At 55.3% G+C, this 17,590-nt stretch carries 15 protein-coding genes; 4 read left to right on the plus strand and 11 right to left on the minus strand.

What is annotated here, in order from left to right; genetic code table 11:
* Positions 1–4 precede the first annotated feature (4 nt).
* Positions 5–829 (plus strand): PAC2 family protein, encoded by an 825-nt coding sequence (locus tag NBH13_RS00895; RefSeq protein WP_144090336.1) that lies wholly within the window; start codon positions 5–7, stop codon positions 827–829.
* Positions 830–929: 100 nt separating this feature from the next.
* Here NBH13_RS00895 and NBH13_RS00900 read toward each other — a convergent pair whose 3' ends face one another.
* Positions 930–1,814: an undecaprenyl-diphosphate phosphatase gene (locus NBH13_RS00900; RefSeq protein WP_099571853.1), complete on the minus strand. Its 885-nt coding sequence runs from the start codon at positions 1,812–1,814 to the stop codon at positions 930–932.
* A 200-nt stretch (positions 1,815–2,014) separates the two neighbouring features.
* On the opposite strand from NBH13_RS00900, the gene NBH13_RS00905 reads away from it, so the two are divergent.
* The gene (locus NBH13_RS00905; RefSeq protein ID WP_144164082.1) at positions 2,015–2,806 is read left to right on the plus strand and encodes a fructosamine kinase family protein; all 792 of its coding nucleotides are present in this window, start codon (positions 2,015–2,017) and stop codon (positions 2,804–2,806) included.
* Positions 2,807–2,975: 169 nt separating this feature from the next.
* Here NBH13_RS00905 and dnaJ read toward each other — a convergent pair whose 3' ends face one another.
* Together dnaJ and hrcA are read right to left on the minus strand one after the other, a co-directional pair.
* Positions 2,976–4,127 (minus strand): molecular chaperone DnaJ, encoded by a 1,152-nt coding sequence (gene dnaJ, locus NBH13_RS00910; protein WP_099571851.1) that lies wholly within the window; start codon positions 4,125–4,127, stop codon positions 2,976–2,978.
* A gap of 53 nt (positions 4,128–4,180) precedes the next feature.
* A complete protein-coding gene (gene hrcA, locus NBH13_RS00915; RefSeq protein WP_144090335.1) occupies positions 4,181–5,314 on the minus strand; it encodes a heat-inducible transcriptional repressor HrcA in 1,134 nt (377 codons plus the stop codon).
* A 391-nt stretch (positions 5,315–5,705) separates the two neighbouring features.
* On the opposite strand from hrcA, the gene tkt reads away from it, so the two are divergent.
* Together tkt and tal are read left to right on the plus strand one after the other, a co-directional pair.
* Positions 5,706–7,814, plus strand: a complete 2,109-nt coding sequence (gene tkt / locus NBH13_RS00920; RefSeq protein ID WP_099595611.1) for a transketolase — start codon at positions 5,706–5,708, stop codon at positions 7,812–7,814.
* 92 nt (positions 7,815–7,906) lie between these two features.
* Positions 7,907–9,010: a transaldolase gene (tal, locus tag NBH13_RS00925; protein WP_003834796.1), complete on the plus strand. Its 1,104-nt coding sequence runs from the start codon at positions 7,907–7,909 to the stop codon at positions 9,008–9,010.
* Between the two features lie 276 nt (positions 9,011–9,286).
* Here tal and NBH13_RS00930 read toward each other — a convergent pair whose 3' ends face one another.
* The 8 genes from NBH13_RS00930 to NBH13_RS00965 form a co-directional block, all read right to left on the minus strand.
* The gene (locus tag NBH13_RS00930) at positions 9,287–10,822 is read right to left on the minus strand and encodes an aminotransferase class I/II-fold pyridoxal phosphate-dependent enzyme (protein WP_099571847.1); all 1,536 of its coding nucleotides are present in this window, start codon (positions 10,820–10,822) and stop codon (positions 9,287–9,289) included.
* A gap of 169 nt (positions 10,823–10,991) precedes the next feature.
* Positions 10,992–11,804, minus strand: a complete 813-nt coding sequence (locus tag NBH13_RS00935; protein WP_099595600.1) for an HAD family hydrolase — start codon at positions 11,802–11,804, stop codon at positions 10,992–10,994.
* A gap of 133 nt (positions 11,805–11,937) precedes the next feature.
* Positions 11,938–12,186 (minus strand): preprotein translocase subunit SecG, encoded by a 249-nt coding sequence (gene secG, locus NBH13_RS00940; RefSeq protein ID WP_099571845.1) that lies wholly within the window; start codon positions 12,184–12,186, stop codon positions 11,938–11,940.
* Between the two features lie 124 nt (positions 12,187–12,310).
* Entirely contained in the window at positions 12,311–13,105 is a 795-nt protein-coding gene (gene tpiA / locus NBH13_RS00945; protein WP_099595599.1) for a triose-phosphate isomerase, read from the minus strand.
* A gap of 129 nt (positions 13,106–13,234) precedes the next feature.
* Entirely contained in the window at positions 13,235–14,440 is a 1,206-nt protein-coding gene (locus NBH13_RS00950; RefSeq protein WP_099571843.1) for a phosphoglycerate kinase, read from the minus strand.
* Between the two features lie 128 nt (positions 14,441–14,568).
* Positions 14,569–15,519 carry a DNA-binding protein WhiA gene (gene whiA, locus NBH13_RS00955; RefSeq protein ID WP_099571842.1) on the minus strand — a complete coding sequence of 317 codons (951 nt, stop codon included), beginning with the start codon at positions 15,517–15,519 and terminating at the stop codon, positions 14,569–14,571.
* Positions 15,520–15,668: 149 nt separating this feature from the next.
* On the minus strand, positions 15,669–16,604 hold the full coding sequence (rapZ, locus tag NBH13_RS00960; RefSeq protein WP_099595598.1) for an RNase adapter RapZ: 936 nt from the start codon (positions 16,602–16,604) through the stop codon (positions 15,669–15,671).
* The gene (locus NBH13_RS00965) at positions 16,604–17,548 is read right to left on the minus strand and encodes a shikimate dehydrogenase family protein (RefSeq protein WP_250778526.1); all 945 of its coding nucleotides are present in this window, start codon (positions 17,546–17,548) and stop codon (positions 16,604–16,606) included. Before NBH13_RS00965 ends, rapZ begins: the two co-directional genes overlap by 1 nt.
* Positions 17,549–17,590 lie beyond the last annotated feature (42 nt).

Here is a 17,590-nt window from a genome sequence, read left to right on the forward strand (position 1 = left end):
AAATATGTGTGAGGAGACGACAAGACGAACGACGATATTGATCGCCGCATTCGAGGGTTGGAATGATGCCTGCCAGGCCGCGACGAATGTCATACGGCATCTTGTATCGCGATATGATTCACAGGAGGTGCGTCATATCGACAACGAGGGTTTTTATGATTATCAGGTGGCTCGCCCGATGATCTGCTCGGTACAGGGACGTAAACGAATCATTTGGCCGCAGACCACGTTTTATGACATTGACGTCTCCCCTACGCTGCATTTGCTTGCGCAGATTGCCCCCGAGCCGAATTATCGTTGGGAGGAATACTGCAGGCATACATTGCGTATCGCAGAGGATTACGATGTGAGCGATATCGTCACGTTAGGATCCATGTTCGACAACTGCCCCCATACGAGGCCTTTGCCGCTTGACATTTCCAAGAATGGCTGCGAAAGCGAGCCTGACAAGGAATATAACGGCCCTGTGGGCATTCCTAATATTCTTGACGCTTTTGCGTCGGATGCAGGATTCCGAACCACGTCCATGTGGGTTTCCGTGCCTCATTATTGCGCCAATACGGAATGTTTGCAGGGCACGCTTGAGTTGGTTCGCGCATTGTCGCTTCTGTTGGAGCATCCGCTTATCGAGGGTGATTTGAACAGGAAGGCCGCAGAATGGCGCAAAAATGCCGATGAGATTGTCGAGCAGACACACGCTGGCGATTATCTTGCCTGTTTGGAGCGGGATTATGATTTGAACGCCCAGGCACAACGTATCGCGTCGAATGGCATGCCGGCATGTGAGGAATTGATTCGCGAGGCCGAATCGTTCTTGCGTGGCAATTGATGTTGCAACTGACGACAGGCTGTCAATATACAAGTTGGGCCGACCATCCTGCGATGGCCGGCCCAACTTTCTTGTTTGTTGTTCGCTTATCGAACTAGGTTCACGCTGTAGCCACGGCTTCCAGCGGAGAGAGCACGCCTGTGATCAGCAGCAGTGCCACAACGACTGCCAAGCCGATGCGGTAGATGGCGAATGCCTTGTACGAGAATGTGGATACGAACTTCAGGAAGCCGATAATCACCACATAGCCGACTACGAACGCTACGATGGCTGCGGCGATGGTCGGGCCCCAGCCTGGGAACATGCCGGCATCCCCCGTCGCAACGTCCTTAACGGCCGATACGGCTTCCAGAATGCCTGCGCCGAATACGGCGGGAATGGCCATAAGGAAGCTCACGCGAACGGCTGCCTCACGGGTGTACCCCATAGCACGGCCGAAGGTGATGGTGCCGCCGGAACGGGAAACGCCTGGGATCAGGGCGAGCATCTGGCCGATGCCGAAGATCAACGCGTCCTTCCACGTCATTTCCTTCATGGTCTTGACCTGCCTGGAACGAGCATCGACCACCCACAGCAACACGCCGAATAGCACAAGCACGGTGACGGTGATCCACAGATTGCGCAGCGATCCTTCGATGGCATGCTTGAACAGCAGGCCCGCAATCAGAATCGGCATGGTGCCGAGAATAATGAACCAGCCCATCTGGGTATCCGGATTGTGTGCGCCCATACGGCTTTTGAAGTCCTTGCCCTCCTTGCCGAACAGGGAGCCAAACCAAGCACCGAGAATACGGATGATGTCGTGACGGAAATACAAAATGACGGCAAGCTCGGTGCCAATCTGAATAATGGCGGTAAACGCGGCACCCGGGTCAGAGCCCAGCATCAAATCGCCGATGATGCGGATATGGGCACTGGAAGAAACCGGCAGGTACTCGGTCAATGCCTGCACCAGCCCAAGGAAAATCGCTTGGAAAAAATTCATGAACCCTCTTTTATATGTATCAATGGTTTCGTCTGCTTTTCCGCATCCAAGACTAGCGAGAGGGGTCTAATTTTTCACTATGGATCCTTGAGTTGTCTCAAACTATGCACACAATGGTGCCAAAACCTATCGGAATCTCGCCAGCGACTCTATATAGTCTCGCAAACGTGGCGCATGATGCAAAAGAAAGGCCTGGCATTATGAGCAAATACCGCAAAAGCAGAGCATTCAGCCCGGAAGGTTTCTTCGAATGCGAAGGCCGTGGCCTGCAATGGCTTGGTGAAGCGAGCTCCAAGGGAGGTCCGCGTGTTGTGGACGTATACGATTGGGACAAGGATTATCTTGATATCGAACGTGTGAACGCCTGCGGGCCGACACTGCAGGCCGCGCATAATTTCGGCGCGTCCCTCGCCCGCATGCACGATGCCGGTGCTGATTATTTCGGATCCGCCCCGGCCGGCTATGCGGGAACCTGCTATTTTGGCCCCCTGCAGGATCCGGTTCCTATGGATACAGGCGAATGGGATGACGTGGTCACATATTTGGCCGAAGGCAGGCTCCGACCAATGGTACGGCTTGGTATGAAACGTCGCGAACTGACCGACTACGACATGGAGTTGACTGAAGCTGTCATTGAAGCGCTGCCTGAAATACTGGGCAAAGCAGCTAACGATAAGCCTGCGCGTGTGCATGGCGATCTGTGGAGCGGCAATGTCATGTGGTCAGCCGATTCCGGATCTGTGGAAGCGGTGCTGATCGATCCGGCCGCGCATGGCGGACATCGTGAAGAGGATCTCGCCATGCTTGACCTGTTCGGTATGTCGTATTTGCGGGACATTCTCGACGGATACCAGTCCGTGCACCCGTTGAAGGCAGGATGGCAGGAACGAACCACTTTGTGGCAGCTCTACCCCATCGCCGGCCATTGCGTGTTCTTCGGCGGCGGTTATGTGAACCAATATCGCGCCATGTGCCGGTCATTGCTCAAATAAACATGTAGATATGTCTAATGATTGGCTGTTGTAGACATGAGACAATCCGCTTGCTACAGCAGAAACATTGACAAAATAGCCGGTTGCCTTGATTTTTGAAGCAACCGGCTATTTGAATGCGATCTAACGCTGTTTTCTTATCGGATGTAAGGCATTAGAACAAGGAAAATCAGCGCAACGCATCTTTCAACTTGGAGAAGAATCCCTTCTTCGTTCCGGTAGTTGGACGTGCACTTACCGCGACATGCTGGGCGTCGGCGTCATGCTTTTCGGCGAACTGTTCCATCAGCTTACGCTCGTCATCGGTAAGCTTTGTCGGAATCTTCACTGCGATATGCGCCACCAGATCGCCGCGTTCGTTCTTGTTGTTAAGATGGGTGACACCCAGGTTCTTCAAGGTCACAGTGTCATCAGGCTGACTTCCTGCAGGCACGCTCACCGACTGCTTGCCGTCGAACGTGTCGATTTCCAGATCATGCCCCAGCACGGCCCAGCTCATCGGCACTTGAATCCAGCAGTGCAAATTATCACCGTCACGAGTGAAGGTGTCGTCTTGAGCGATGCGGATATCGATATACAGGTCGCCGGCAACACCGCCGTTTTCACCCACTTCGCCCTGATTGGCGAGACGCAGACGGGTATTGTTCGCCACTCCGGCAGGCACGGACACACCGACATTACGAGTGGTGCGCACGCGACCATGACCAAGGCAGGACGGACACGGATTTTCGATAACGGTACCGTGTCCTTCGCAGCGTTCACATGGCGCAGTGGTCATCATTTGGCCGAGCATGGTGCGTACTACGCGCTGGGCGTAGCCTTGTCCATGGCAGTCGGGGCATTGCGCAGGCTGGGTGCCTTTCTGGCACCCTGTTCCGGCGCATTCCTGACATAGGCCGAACGTCTTGATCTCAACATGCGCGGTGTCGCCGAACACCGCCGTCTTCAAGTCGATGGTTACCGTGGCAAGTGAGTCACGTCCTGGCTGCGTACGCGGGGTCGGTCCACCGTTACCACCTCCGAAGGCACCTCCAGTGAACATGCTGAAGATGTCTCCCATATCGCCGAATCCGCCACCGAATCCGCTGCCGCCCATACCTCCGGCATTTGGATCGTTCGGGTCCACGCCGGCGTCGAACATCTGACGCTTCTGCGGGTCGGACAGTACCTCGTAAGCGTTGTTGACTTCCTTGAATTTATCTTCGAATTCCGGACCTGCGATATCGGGATGATATTTGCGGCTCATCTTTCGATAGGCCTTTTTGATCTCCTCGTCGCTTGCGGAGCGGTCTACGCCCAGCACTTCGTAATAGTCCGTCACTGTTGTTCTTTCTCCCTATTGTTTTCTGCGTGTCATTGTGCCATAAGGCGGGGTCAGCTGTTGGTTTGGTTTTCGTCGTGTGCCACGAATGCGGTCAGATATCTGGCGACGGCACGCACTGCGGCCATGGTCGCCGCGTAGTCCATATGCGTCGGCCCGATGGATCCGACGAAAGCAATGGGCTCGCTGGAATCTTGCGCTGTAGTGGTGCGATCGCTGGCTTCTCTCCCTTGTTCTTCTGCAGTTTCGCCTTCTGCGGCGTCGTCAACGGTTGCCGAGGTTCGACCGTATCCGCTGGTCACCACGGATGCGTGCAGCAGGCCGGGCGTGTGCGTTTCGGATCCGATGGCCACCCCGACTCCATTGGATTGCGTGGCTTCACTCAACGAGCTCATGAGTTTCATGAGCACGACTTGCTCTTCCAACGCATCGAACAATGGTGCAAGATCGGCCACGGTACGCTGGTGCGCGAGCCGTGAGGTTCCTGCCATATAGAGTTCGCTCGCGCGCTCGTCGTCGGCCATGCCATCGAAAGCCTGGGCAAGCGTTTCCACCAATTTGCTGATGGAGTGGTATTCCTTGCGGGACGACATCTGCCTGACATAGTCTGCGGTTCGAGTCAAGGAAACGCTGGCGCACTGCGCATTGATTTCGTTGACCAGATGCGACAGCACCGTGGCATCCGGCAACTCGGAAACGTTGAGTATATGCTGCGCCACTCGGCCGGTGTCGGTGATGACGACGGCCAATAAGGTGTTGATTGATACGGGAACGATTTCGATATGCCGTAACGTTGATTTCGCCAACGACGGCGCCGCTACGACTGCGACCTGACCGGTGATCTGCGCCAGAAGACGGGCTGCGCGCTGCAAGGTGTCCTGCAGGTTGACGGATCCCGACAAGAAGCTGTTGATGCCACGGCGTTGCGCTTCGGACATCGGCACCACTGTGGCCAAACGGTCCACGAAGTATCGGTACCCTTTTTCCGTTGGTATGCGCCCTGCTGACGTATGGGGTTGAATAAGGTATCCCTCATCTTCCAAGGCGGCCATATCATTACGGACGGTGGCCGAGCTGACGCCCAGATCATGATCTTTGGTCAAGGTGGTCGAACCGACTGGCTCCTGCGAGCGAATATAGTCCTCGACGATGGCACGCAGTACCAACATACGTCTTGACTGCGTCATGCGTGCCTCCTCTTTCACATATGCGATACAACTCAGCGGAATCCGGTTTTCGGTATATCTGCGATATTAGGCGAAACCATCTTCCGTAAATGCTTCTCCCATTGTATTAGCACTCGTGCCGCGCGAGTGCTAATACGTTCGCTTCCAGAGTACGTGTTTCTCGTTTTTTTCGATATCGATCTCCCGAAATGCTCGTCATACCACCAATCGAACAGAACAATCGCACGAGAATGTTAATTGTTAGCGCTAACAGAACACAAACTACCAAAACACGCCAAAAATCCATCACAACGTCACCTCACGTCGCTACTATGGGAAACGCAATGTGAGGGCGTCGAGCGCTCGGCACAAGCCGGATACGCGGCCCGACCAATTGGAAGGAAAGTAATCCATGACCGAATTCAAGGAGACCGAGCTGGACGAGCGCGCCATCAAGATGGCCAAGGTCCTGTCGGCCGACGCGGTTGAGCGTGCGGGACACGGCCACCCGGGTTCCCCCGTCTCCCTGGCGCCTATCGCCTACACTCTGTATCAGCATTTCATCAAGCATGATCCGAACGATCCCAACTGGGAAGGTCGCGACCGCTTCATCCTTTCCGGCGGCCACGCCTCCCTCACCCAGTACGTCCAGCTGTACTTCTCCGGCTACGGCCTGACCCTGGACGATCTGAAGAACTTCCGTGGCGGCGCTGACACCCGTACTCCGGGCCATCCGGAATATGGCCTGACCCCGGGCATCGAAATGACCACTGGTCCGCTGGGCCAGGGCTTCGCTTCCGCCATCGGTTTCGCCTATGGCCAGCGCTTCCAGCGTGGCCTGCTTGATCCGGAAGCTCCGGCAGGCGAGTCCCCGTTTGACCACAACATCTGGGTCATCTGCGGCGAAGGCGATATCGAAGAAGGTATCTCCGGCGAAGCTGCGTCCCTTGCTGCCAACCAGCAGCTGGGCAACCTGACCGTAATCTTCGATGCCAACCGCATCCAGATCGAAGGCGACACCAACCTGGTTCTGGCTGAAGACGTGCTCAAGCGCTTCCAGGCCTACGGCTGGTACACCGACGAGTTCAGCTTCATTCAGCCTGACGGCTCCTACAAGGAGGATGTCGAGGGTCTGGCCGACACCATTGCCAAGGCTCGTGAAGCTGCCCCGAACCAGCCGAAGCTCATCAAGGTCGACACCCTGATCGCTTGGCCGACCCCGGGCAAGACCAACGATCCGTCTTCTCATGGCTCCAAGCTGGGCACCGAAGCCGTCGCAGGCCTCAAGGAACTGCTCGGCTACGATCCGGAAGAGTCCTTCCATGTCGACGAAGAGGCTCTGGCTCACGCACGCAAGGTTGCTGAGCGCGGTCTCGAAGCCCACAAGGAATGGGACGAGAAGTACAACGCATGGCGCAAGGCCAACCCGGACAACGCCGCTCTGTACGACCGCCTCAAGGCTGGCGAGCTGCCGGAAGGCTTCGACAAGGCCATTGATGACCTTGAAGCCACTTTCGAAGTCGGCAAGGGCGTTGCAACCCGTGGCGCTTCCGGCTCCGTGCTGAATGCCATCGCCGCTGTCATGCCGGAACTCTGGGGCGGCTCCGCCGACCTCGGTGGCTCCAACAAGACCGATCTGAAGGGCGCTGCCACCTTCGCTCCCGCCGAGTGCGCCACCAAGCAGTGGCCGGTCTGCAGCCCGTACGGCCGTCAGCTGCACTTCGGCGTGCGCGAATTCACCATGGGTACCATCACCAACGGCATCCTTCTGGGCTCCCACACCCGTCCATTCGGCGGCACCTTCTTCATGTTCTCCGACTACGAGCGTTCCGCCGTGCGTCTGGCCGCCCTCATGCAGATTCCGAACCTGTATGTGTGGTCCCACGACTCCGTCGCCGTCGGCGAAGATGGCCCGACCCACCAGCCGGTGGAGCATCTGGCCTCCTTCCGCGCCATCCCGCAGCTTGAGGTCGTTCGTCCGGCCGATGCTTACGAGACTGCCGAAGCCTACCGCTACTTCTTCGAGAAGAAGAACACTCTGCCGGCAGCTATGGTGCTGACCCGTCAGGGCGTTCCGGTTCTCGCTGAGACCGCCGAGAAGGCCAAGGACGGCGTCAAGAAGGGCGCCTACGTGCTCGTTGACACTGAAGGCACCCCAGACGTCATCATCATGGCCACCGGTTCCGAAGTGCAGTGGGCCGTGTCCGCAGCCAAGACCCTGGCTGACGAAGGCATCAAGGCTCGCGTTGTGTCCGCTCCGTCCCTCGAATGGTTCGAGGAGCAGGACGCCGAGTACAAGGAAGCCGTGCTTCCGGCCTCCGTCAAGGCTCGTGTCTCCGTTGAGGCTGGCGTTGCCATGCCGTGGTACAAGTACCTCGGCTCCTACGGCAAGCCGGTTTCCATCGAGCAGTTCGGCCTGCAGGGCGACGGCGCTCAGAACATGATCGACCTGGGCATCACCGCCGAGCATGTTGTCGAAGCCGCCAAGGCCTCCATCGCGGAAGTCGAAGCCGCCAAGTGATTCGACGGGGAGGGGCACAATGCATGTGCCTCTCCCCTTTTACCGCACAATAGATAAAGATTTGATCCAAAAAGGTATCAAGGAGAAAAACAATGACTGAAGCAACTCAGCGCACCTCTGACTCCGGTGTCTCGATCTGGCTGGACGACCTGTCCCGCACCCGTATTGAGTCCGGCAACCTGCAGGAGCTCATCAAGGACAAGAACGTCGTTGGCGTCACCACCAACCCGTCCATCTTCCAGAAGGCTCTGAGCCAGGTCGGCCCGTACGATGCACAGCTCAAGGAGCTCGGCAAGGTTGACGTTGAGACCGCTATCCGCGAGCTCACCACCACCGACGTGCGTAACGCCACCGACATCTTCCGTGAGATCGCCGAAGCCACCGATTTCGTCGATGGCCGCGTCTCCATCGAAGTTGATCCGCGTCTGGCCCACGAGACTGAAGCCACTGAGAAGCAGGCTGTCGAGCTCTGGGAGAAGGTCAACCGTCCGAACGCCATGATCAAGATCCCGGCAACCCTCGAAGGCCTGCCGGCAATCACCGCAACCCTGGCCAAGGGCATCTCCGTCAACGTCACCCTGATCTTCTCGCTCGAGCGTTACGAGCAGGTCATCGACGCCTTCATCGAAGGCATCGCTCAGGCTGACGCCAACGGCCATGACCTGAAGCACATCGGTTCCGTCGCTTCCTTCTTCGTGTCCCGCGTGGACACCGCCGTCGACAACAAGCTTGAGGAGATCGGCTCCGATGAGGCCAAGGCTCTCGAGGGCAAGGCCGCTATCGCCAACGCTCGCCTCGCTTACGAGCTGTTCGAGAACAAGTTCGCCAACGATCCGCGTTGGGCTGCTCTCGAAGCCAAGGGTGCCAAGAAGCAGCGTCCACTGTGGGCCTCCACCGGCACCAAGAACCCGGCCTACTCCGATTGCGTCTACGTTGACGAGCTCGTCGCTCCGCTCATCGTGAACACCATGCCGGAGAAGACCCTGAACGCTCTCGCCGATCACGGCAACGGCGCCCCGACCATCAAGGGCACCTACGAAGAGTCCCACGCCATCATGGCCAAGCTCGCTGAGCTGGGCATCGACTTCAAGGCTGTCACCGACAAGCTGGAAGCCGACGGCGTCGCTTCCTTCATCAAGTCCTGGGATTCCGTCCTCACCGACGTCCAGGCCGGCATCGACCGTGTCAACGGCTGAGCTTCTTGCTTAGACGTTAGCGATTTAGGCTAAAAAATTCCCCTGTCAGAATTCTGACAGGGGAATTTCTGTTATTGCTCTACATGTTTTCAGCTTATTCCAGCACGGAGGCATGAAGCGGTAGCCTGACGGATCCGCTTGGATCGCCTGCGCTTTGCATCCTCCAAAGGATCGTAACCATACTTATGGGTAATGTGACTATAAGTATTTAGGGGTGGAGCGTCGCGATACTGCGCGCGCTTCACCCCATGAATGTCCTTCAAACAACCAAGGTCATCATGCCTGATGATATGTACTCAAGAAATCAGCGATCTCACCTATGGTTTCCTTCAACATCGTGATACGCGGCAGATATACCACCCTGAAATGATCTGGATTCTGCCAGTTGAACGCACCGCCATGACTGATTAGAATATGCTTGTCATGCAGCAGATCCAATGCGAACTGCTCGTCAGAGTGAATATTGAACTTTTTGACGTCTAGCTTCGGGAAGATATAGAACGCCGCTTTCGGCTTAACTGCGGTAACGCCGGGAATTTCATTGAGCATCCGATAGACCAGTTCGCGCTGCTCGTACACGCGGCCACCTGGCTTGATGTAGTCTTTGACACTCTGATGCCCACCCAAAGCGGTCTGCACCACCGACTGAGCGGGAACATTCGAACACATACGCATGTTCGCCAGCATGTTCAGGCCCTCGATGTAATCCTTTGCAATACGCTTGTTGCCGGAAAGTATCATCCATCCAATGCGGTATCCGGCAATCATATGCGACTTCGACAGACCGGAGAACGTCACACAGAACAGATCCGGAGCCAGCGATGCAATAGAAATATGCTCCAACCCATCCATGACTAGGCGATCATAAATCTCATCGGAGAAAATAATGAGCTGATGTTCCCGGGCAATGTCGACAATCTGCTGCAACAGTTCCCTCGGATAAAGCGCTCCGGTCGGATTATTTGGATTGATGATGACAATTGCTTTGGTCTTATCCGTGATTTTAGAGCGGATATCGTCGATATCGGGATACCATTCGGATCCCTCGTCACAGATATAATGCACGGCGGTGCCGCCGGCCAAATTCACGCAGGCGGTCCACAGAGGATAGTCCGGCGAAGGCACTAGCACTTCGTCGCCGTTGTCCAACAATGCGGACAGCGACAGGTTGATGAGCTCGCTGACGCCATTGCCAGTAAAGATATCATCGATGGAGACATTCGGAATATTCTTGAGCTGTGCATACTGCATGATGGCTTTGCGTGCCGAGAACAGACCTTTGGACGGTGAATATCCTTCGGTCTCAGGCAGCTGTTGCGCCATGTCATACACAACTTCATCCGGAGTCCGAAATCCGAATGGCGCAGGATTGCCGATATTGAGTTTCAGAATATGCGTTCCCGCTGCTTCCATGCGTGCCGCCTCGTCCGCCACCGGACCACGAACGTCGTAGAGCACATTGTCGAGCTTATGGGATTTCGCAAAGGTGCGCATAGTCTTTCCTTCTTTTGATTGCGCTGATGCAGGATTGCTATCATGTCGGGTTTCATCAGACTCGATTGCAGGCAAGGCGGCGGGGTTCTGCTCCATGGGAACGTCCTTTCCCATCAGCCAATCCTCATTGACCTGCAGAAAAGCCGCAAGAAAATGGGCGATATCGGCACGTGGCACGGTTTTGCCGCTCACGTACTGACTCATATGACTTTTACCAAGTTTGATATTGAACTTCTCAGCCGCATGCACAAAGTCAATTTGTTTGACATTGCGGAACGCCATTGCGGCGTTCAACCGGCTGGAGAATGATTCTGTCATACCAGTCCTCCCAGTTCAATTCTCGTCAAATACTAGTTCAAATCCTAGCACAAGCCACCTATTGAAATCACGGAAGTTCAATATCGAAATGTAACTATTTCGCATCCCTTTGCAACAAAAGTTCAATTCATGAAGTTCAACTCATGTAACTCTTGAACATTACGAGACGTCACAATAGATTATCTTCAATCCACTGTGCCACACCGTCATCGTTGTTGGATGGGCAGATTTCATCTGCGATGTTCAACACATCCGGATTGGCGTTCGCTACCGCCACTCCCCTGCCGGATTTACATAGCATGGCAATGTCGACCAAATCATCGCCGAATGAGACGGTTTTGCTTATTGGCGTCTCAAAATGCTCTGCAAGCAGATCCAATGCATGTTCCTTGTTGGCTTGAGGATTCATTAACATCCACAGCGATCCCTCAGAGATGTGAACATCAAAGTCGCTGGGCACAAGAGAACCGACCTGATTCCACTGCTCATCGTTAGGGAAGATAATGAGCTTATCGGCAATACCTTCAGGAACATCGTCGAAGTCAGTGTATCGCCAAGTCTGTGTTTTCCAGTATTTCGTAACGTCGAAATTGGTGTATCTCACATCATCCATGACAATGCCGACTTCCATGCCGGGCAGTTCGGTCAACAGATTCTTGCAGACTTCGCATGCTCGCTGTGAGGAGAACCCGATTTTCTTAAGATGGCCATCTTCCGGCAGTATCGGCGAAGTAAGCATTTCATAATTTGATGAGGATGGATTGAAATCGATCAATGCTCCATTGAGATAGGCGACGGCATCAACCGGCAGTTTTTCCACGAACGAAAAGCCTGTGCTGACCGGACGTGCCGTTTCCACAGCGAAAGTCACGCCATTATCGTGCATGCGGTTAATCACATCGATGGAACGTTGTGTGAGAAAACGTTCCTCGAATGTTTCACCATCATGCAGCAAGGTACCGTCCAAATCCGCGACAACCATCGTGGTTTCTTGGGTTTTCTCGATTTTCAAAGACGTCAAATCAATCCTTCGCTCGTATGTTGCAGCCAATACTACGATAGAAACACTTCGGCCCATGGCTGGATTACAGTCATGGGCCGAAGCAAAAAGCCAATCAGATGAGGTTGAATTTCGTCATCAGACCGAGGGCGATAATGATGGCGACCCACAGTATTGCGATGATGACAGTCCAACGATTCAGGTTCTTTTCGGCGACGCCAGAGGAACCCGCATTCTGGGTGAGGCCGCCGCCGAACATATCGGACAGACCGCCACCCTTACCCTTGTGCATAAGAATCAACAGGGTGAGCAAGAGGCTGAAAATAACAAGAATAATCTGCAGCACAAGCTTGACGATGGCCATAGCGGACACGAGTGAACCTCCAGTTCGTAAACACTGTCGTTAACAATAGCGCAAGGTATTGAGAAAATCGAATAATGACCGTACCTTGAAAGATCAACTCGATAAAAACATTATTCCGCGAACATCATACCGTCGCATTCATGGTGAGCTGGCAGATTCTGGTGAGCTCATCCACATTCAGCGCGGCGCCGCCGATAAGGAATCCGTCCACATCGGGCTCGCCAATCAATTCTTCGGCATTCTTTGAAGATACGGAGCCTCCATACAGAATGCGCACAGCCTCTCCCACATGTATTCCGAAAGTCGCAGACAGATCATCCCGAATCGCTTTGGCCGCGTCCTGAGCGGATTGTGGAGTGGCCACCATTCCGGTGCCGATGGCCCATACCGGCTCATACGCTACTATCAGACGCGATGCTTCCTCGTCGGAAAGATCGCGCGTGACGTCATGCACCTGCCCCACGGCGAAATCAAGCTCAATGCCTTTGCGACGTTCCTCATAGCTTTCGCCAACGCAAAGAATCGGTTGCATGCCGGCCGCCAAAACAGCGCGTACCTGGTCCACGATGTTCGCGTCATCTTCCGGATGGTATTTACGGCGTTCAGAATGGCCGACAATTACATACGAACAGCCAAGGTGAGCGATCATATCGGCAGACACATCTCCGGTGAACGCGCCCTGCGATGTTACGGAAACAGCCTGTGCGCCGTAGCGAACCTTCAAATTGTCAGATTCGACCAACACCTGCACGCTGCGCAACGATGTGAAGGACGGCATCAATGCGATTTCACAATGGCGGTAGTCAAAATGGATGTCACGAAGTTTCCATGCGAGCTGTTGAACGAAATAGGTGGCTTCAAGATGATCGAAGTTCATCTTCCAATTGCCGGCGACCAGTGGAATTCGTTGCGATGCCATGTGTTTGCCCGTCTCCGTTCTTATTTCATTCAGTGTTAGTACGCCGTAATTTCGGTTTAGTGAAAACAAGAGGTGCTCCCCCACCTTTGTCGATAAGGGAGCACCTCCAGATTATGCGTTATTAAGCAATTAGTCGAGCACCTTCAGGCCCGGCAGTTCCTTGCCCTCAAGGAACTCGAGGGAAGCGCCGCCACCGGTAGAGATGTGCGAGAAGCCATCCTCCGGGAAGCCGAGGTTGCGCACTGCGGAAGCGGAGTCACCGCCACCGACAATGGTGAACGCGCCAGCTGCGGTTGCGTCGACCAAGCCCTGAGCCACGGCCTTGGTACCGGCTGCGAATGCCGGAACCTCGAACACGCCCATCGGGCCGTTCCACACGACGGTCTTGGAATCCACAATCTTGTCGTGGAAGAGCTTCTGGGAATCCGGACCGATGTCCAGACCCATCTTGTCGGCCGGAATGGCATCGGCTGCCACGACTTCCGGAGCGATGTCCTCATCGGACTTCGGGAAAACCGGGTTCACCACGATGTCGGTCGGCAGTACGAGCTCAACGCCGTTCTGCTCGGCACGATCGATGTAGCCCTTGACTGTTTCGACCTGATCCTCTTCCAGCAGGGAAGTGCCGACCTCGAGGCCCTTAGCCTTGAGGAAGGTGTAGACCATACCACCGCCGATGACCAGACGGTTGGCCTTGTCAAGCAGGTTCTCGATCACGCCGAGCTTGTCGGAAACCTTGGAACCGCCAAGCACGACGGTCAGCGGACGCTCCGGCTCGACGGTGGCGCGGGACAGAGCCTTGACTTCCTTCTCGACCAGCAGGCCGGCGGCTGCCGGCAGATCAGCTGCAACGTCGTAGTTGGAGCCCTGCGCACGGTGAACGACGCCGAAACCGTCGGACACGAACGCTTCACCGAGAGCTGCGATCTTCTTGGCGTAAGCGGAACGCTCCTCCGGATCCTTGCTGGTTTCTTCCGGGTTGTAGCGCACGTTCTGCAGCAGCACGACATCGCCATCGTTCATTGCGGCGACCTTGGCCTGAGCGTCTTCGCCGTAGGTGTCTTCAGCCAGCGGAACCTCAATACCGAGCAGCTCGCCAAGACGAGCGGCGACCGGAGCGAGGGACAGTTCCGGAACGACCTTGCCCTTCGGGCGGCCGAGGTGGGCCATCAGAATGACCTTTGCGCCTTCTTCGCGCAGAGCCTTGATGGTCGGCAGAGCGGCCTTGATGCGACCGTCATCGGTAATCGTGGTGCCGTCCAGCGGAACGTTGAAATCAGCGCGAACGAGAACGCGCTTGCCCTTGAGATCTCCAAGATCCTTGAGTGTCTTCATGTATATCCTTTCCTAGCCGCTTGTAAGCGTGGAATGGCCATATTGCCATTTACGAATAATACAAGCTCAAACGAACAAAAACACCATGCTGTTCGAAAACAGGCATGGTGTTTCGTGCAAAAACTCAATCAGACCGACTGTCGGCGCGCCTTCTCGGTTTTTTCGGCGAGCTGCAGCAGTCGGCGAATGCGACCGGCGATGGCATCCTTGGTAATCGGAGGATCGGCCAAACGTCCCAGCTGTTCCAACGACGCATCCGCATGATCGAGACGGAGCTGGCCCGCAGACTTGAGGTTATCGGGAATATCGTCGCCGAGGATTTCAAATGCCTGATGCACCTTATCACATGCTTCCGCGGCCGCCTTGGCGCTGCGGCGCATGTTGGCGTCATCGAAGTTGGCCAAACGGTTCGCCTTGCCTCGCGCTTCGCCGTCGGAACGCTTTCCAGTCCATTCGCGTGCTGAACGCGGGGCACCCATAAGGATGAGCATGCGTTCGATGGCATCAGGGTCACGCAGGGTCACGCGCTCGGAGCTGCGCAGCTTACGTGGCTTGGCGGTGATGCCCAAGCGTCGTGCAGTGGAAACCAGCGCCAGAGCGGCCTCATGGTTCGGGCATACGATCTCGAGATAGCTGGCCTTGCCCGGGTCGGACAGGCGGCCGTTCGCAAGGAACGCGCCACGCCATGCAGCTTTGATCTGCGCGATCTTGCCGTTGACGATATCGCTCGGCAGGCCAAGCACCATGTTCTTCGTGTAGCGACTGTATAGACCGGTCTGCAGCACAAGTGCCGCACTGCCCTTCGGCACGCGGATCACATAACGCTGCACCGTACCGGTCGGCGTTTGCCTAGAGACAGGAGTGAGCGTGGCTTCGTGGCCATACAGGTTCTTGATGGTGTCTTGCAGCCAAGTGGCCGCATCTTGGGAGTCGAGCTGCACCTGCACAAGAATGTGGTGATCCACCGAGTGCAAACCATTGCCGAACCGAATCATTGCCGTAGCCTGTGCCTTTTTGGCGATTGGCAATTCATTGTCGATTGCGGACAGCTCGCTTTTGACGTCATCCAGAAGAGCCAAGAGCCAACCTCCTACCTTGCTGTTCTTCCCTAAATTTCAGGCGAGTCGCGGAATCACTCCGCACCGCCACGGCTTACTGTGATACCGAATATCTTGGACAATCACAGCTTGATTTCTTTATATATGGACACTATTTTCTCATAATACGATCATTTTTCCGCTGACCGCTTATCAAGCTCACGTGCGGAAACGGAAACCGATAGCCCCCTCGCACGCAGTCGCTTGGCCAAGGCCTCGCTCATCGCAACGGAACGATGCTGTCCTCCGGTGCAACCGATTGCAATCGTCACATAATGCTTGTCTTCCTGCGCATACCCTTCGATCGCAATCGCAATCGCTTTTTCGTATGCGTCAAGGAAATCGGCGGCACCTTCGCTGGAAAGCACGTAATCGCTGACTGCCTTGTCTCGTCCGGTGAGCGAACGCAACTCCGGAACCCAGAATGGGTTCGGCAGGAATCTCACGTCGGCGACAAAATCGGCGTCGATGGGAATACCATATTTGAAACCGAAACTGAAGATGTGTACGGAAACCGTGGTCGGCCCAGATCCAAGCATGGCCTCATATAGTTTCGTGGACAGCTGATGGATGCTCAACGACGACGTGTCAATGACGATGTCCGCACGCTCCTTGAGATTCTCAAGAAGGTCACGCTCCTCGAGAATGCCGTCGATCAGCCGGTTGCCCTGTTGCAACGGATGCGGCCTGCGTACGGATTCGTATCGTTTGATCAACACCTCGTTGCTGGCGTCGAGGAACAGGATGCGTGTTTTCACACCAAGATCATCCAAATGGCTGAGCACTGCGGACAGATCGGCGAAATAATCGCGGGAACGCACATCCACGACTGCCGCAAGCTTATGGATGTTGGATCCGGTGGTCATCATCATGTCGACCAGCGGCACCAACAGTTTGGGAGGCATGTTATCGACCACATACCAGCCCATATCCTCAATACTGTTGGCCGCATGTGATCGCCCCGCACCACTCATGCCGGTGATTAGCAATACTTCAAAACCTTCGGCAGGCGAAGGAGCGCTGGCATGCGTGCCATTCGCTTGTGCGTCGATATCTTCCTGTGTCATCACAGAGCCTCCTCAAGTGCGATGCGCATGGCTTGTTCCAACCGCGCGGTGCGGTCCTGATTAATCATGCCACTCGGCGGATCATTATTCCAGATTCCCGTCATCAGGCAAACCTGCACCATTGCTTGGTACAATAGCATTTCCTCGCCGCCGATGGCGGTTCCTCCCCTTTGACGCCAAGCTTGCATCAGTTTGGTAGGACGTGGATCGTACACGACATCAAGCAATGTTCCACCCATGTTCGCATTTGACGTTTCCAAAGCTTCGGCGATACTGTCCGCAGCCAGACCAGGGATGGTGTTTACCGCCATATCTGCATGGCGTAACGCCTCAACAGCATGATCCATTCCGACAATGGTTATCGGGCGTTCCGACGGCAAATATCGTTCGGCAAGAGGTTTGAGAGCGGTATTCTTTTCGGGATGGCGAGCTACGACGATGACATATCCGATTGCGGGGGATTCAACGCACGCGGCCAACGCTGACGTCGCCGTGTTGCCGTTGCCGATGATTACGGCCGTTCCCGAACGGTCCGTCTTCGGTTTCGTCCTGCGCGCCTGATACGAGTGTTCGAAAGCGAGCTCGATGCCTCGCACATCCGTGTTATACAGCTTGATGGCGGGAAGATTCGGATTGCCGTTGACGCAAGTCCCGTTCCAATCGAACACCGCGGTGTTGACTACCATAAGTTCCTTCGCCCACATATTGCAGGGCGTACCATACGGTTGGATTGTTTTCTTCAATGGCATGGTCAGACTGAGACCAGCCCAAGTCGGGTCAAGCGATTCGAGAAAACCTTCAAGATCGGGCTCTCCTACTTCATGCTTGTCGTACGCCCAATCATCAAGTCCTAACGCCTGATAAGCGGCATTGTGCAGCACTGGAGACAACGAATGCGCGATCGGCTTACCCAAAACCGCGCACCGATGATTGACCTCAGTCATATTCCCTCCCTTAATACTCACCGTCATCATGCTAGCAATTCG

It is taken from the genome of Bifidobacterium intestinale (genome assembly GCF_023656765.1).
In the GTDB taxonomy this organism is placed as follows: Bacteria; Actinomycetota; Actinomycetes; order Actinomycetales; family Bifidobacteriaceae; genus Bifidobacterium; species Bifidobacterium hominis.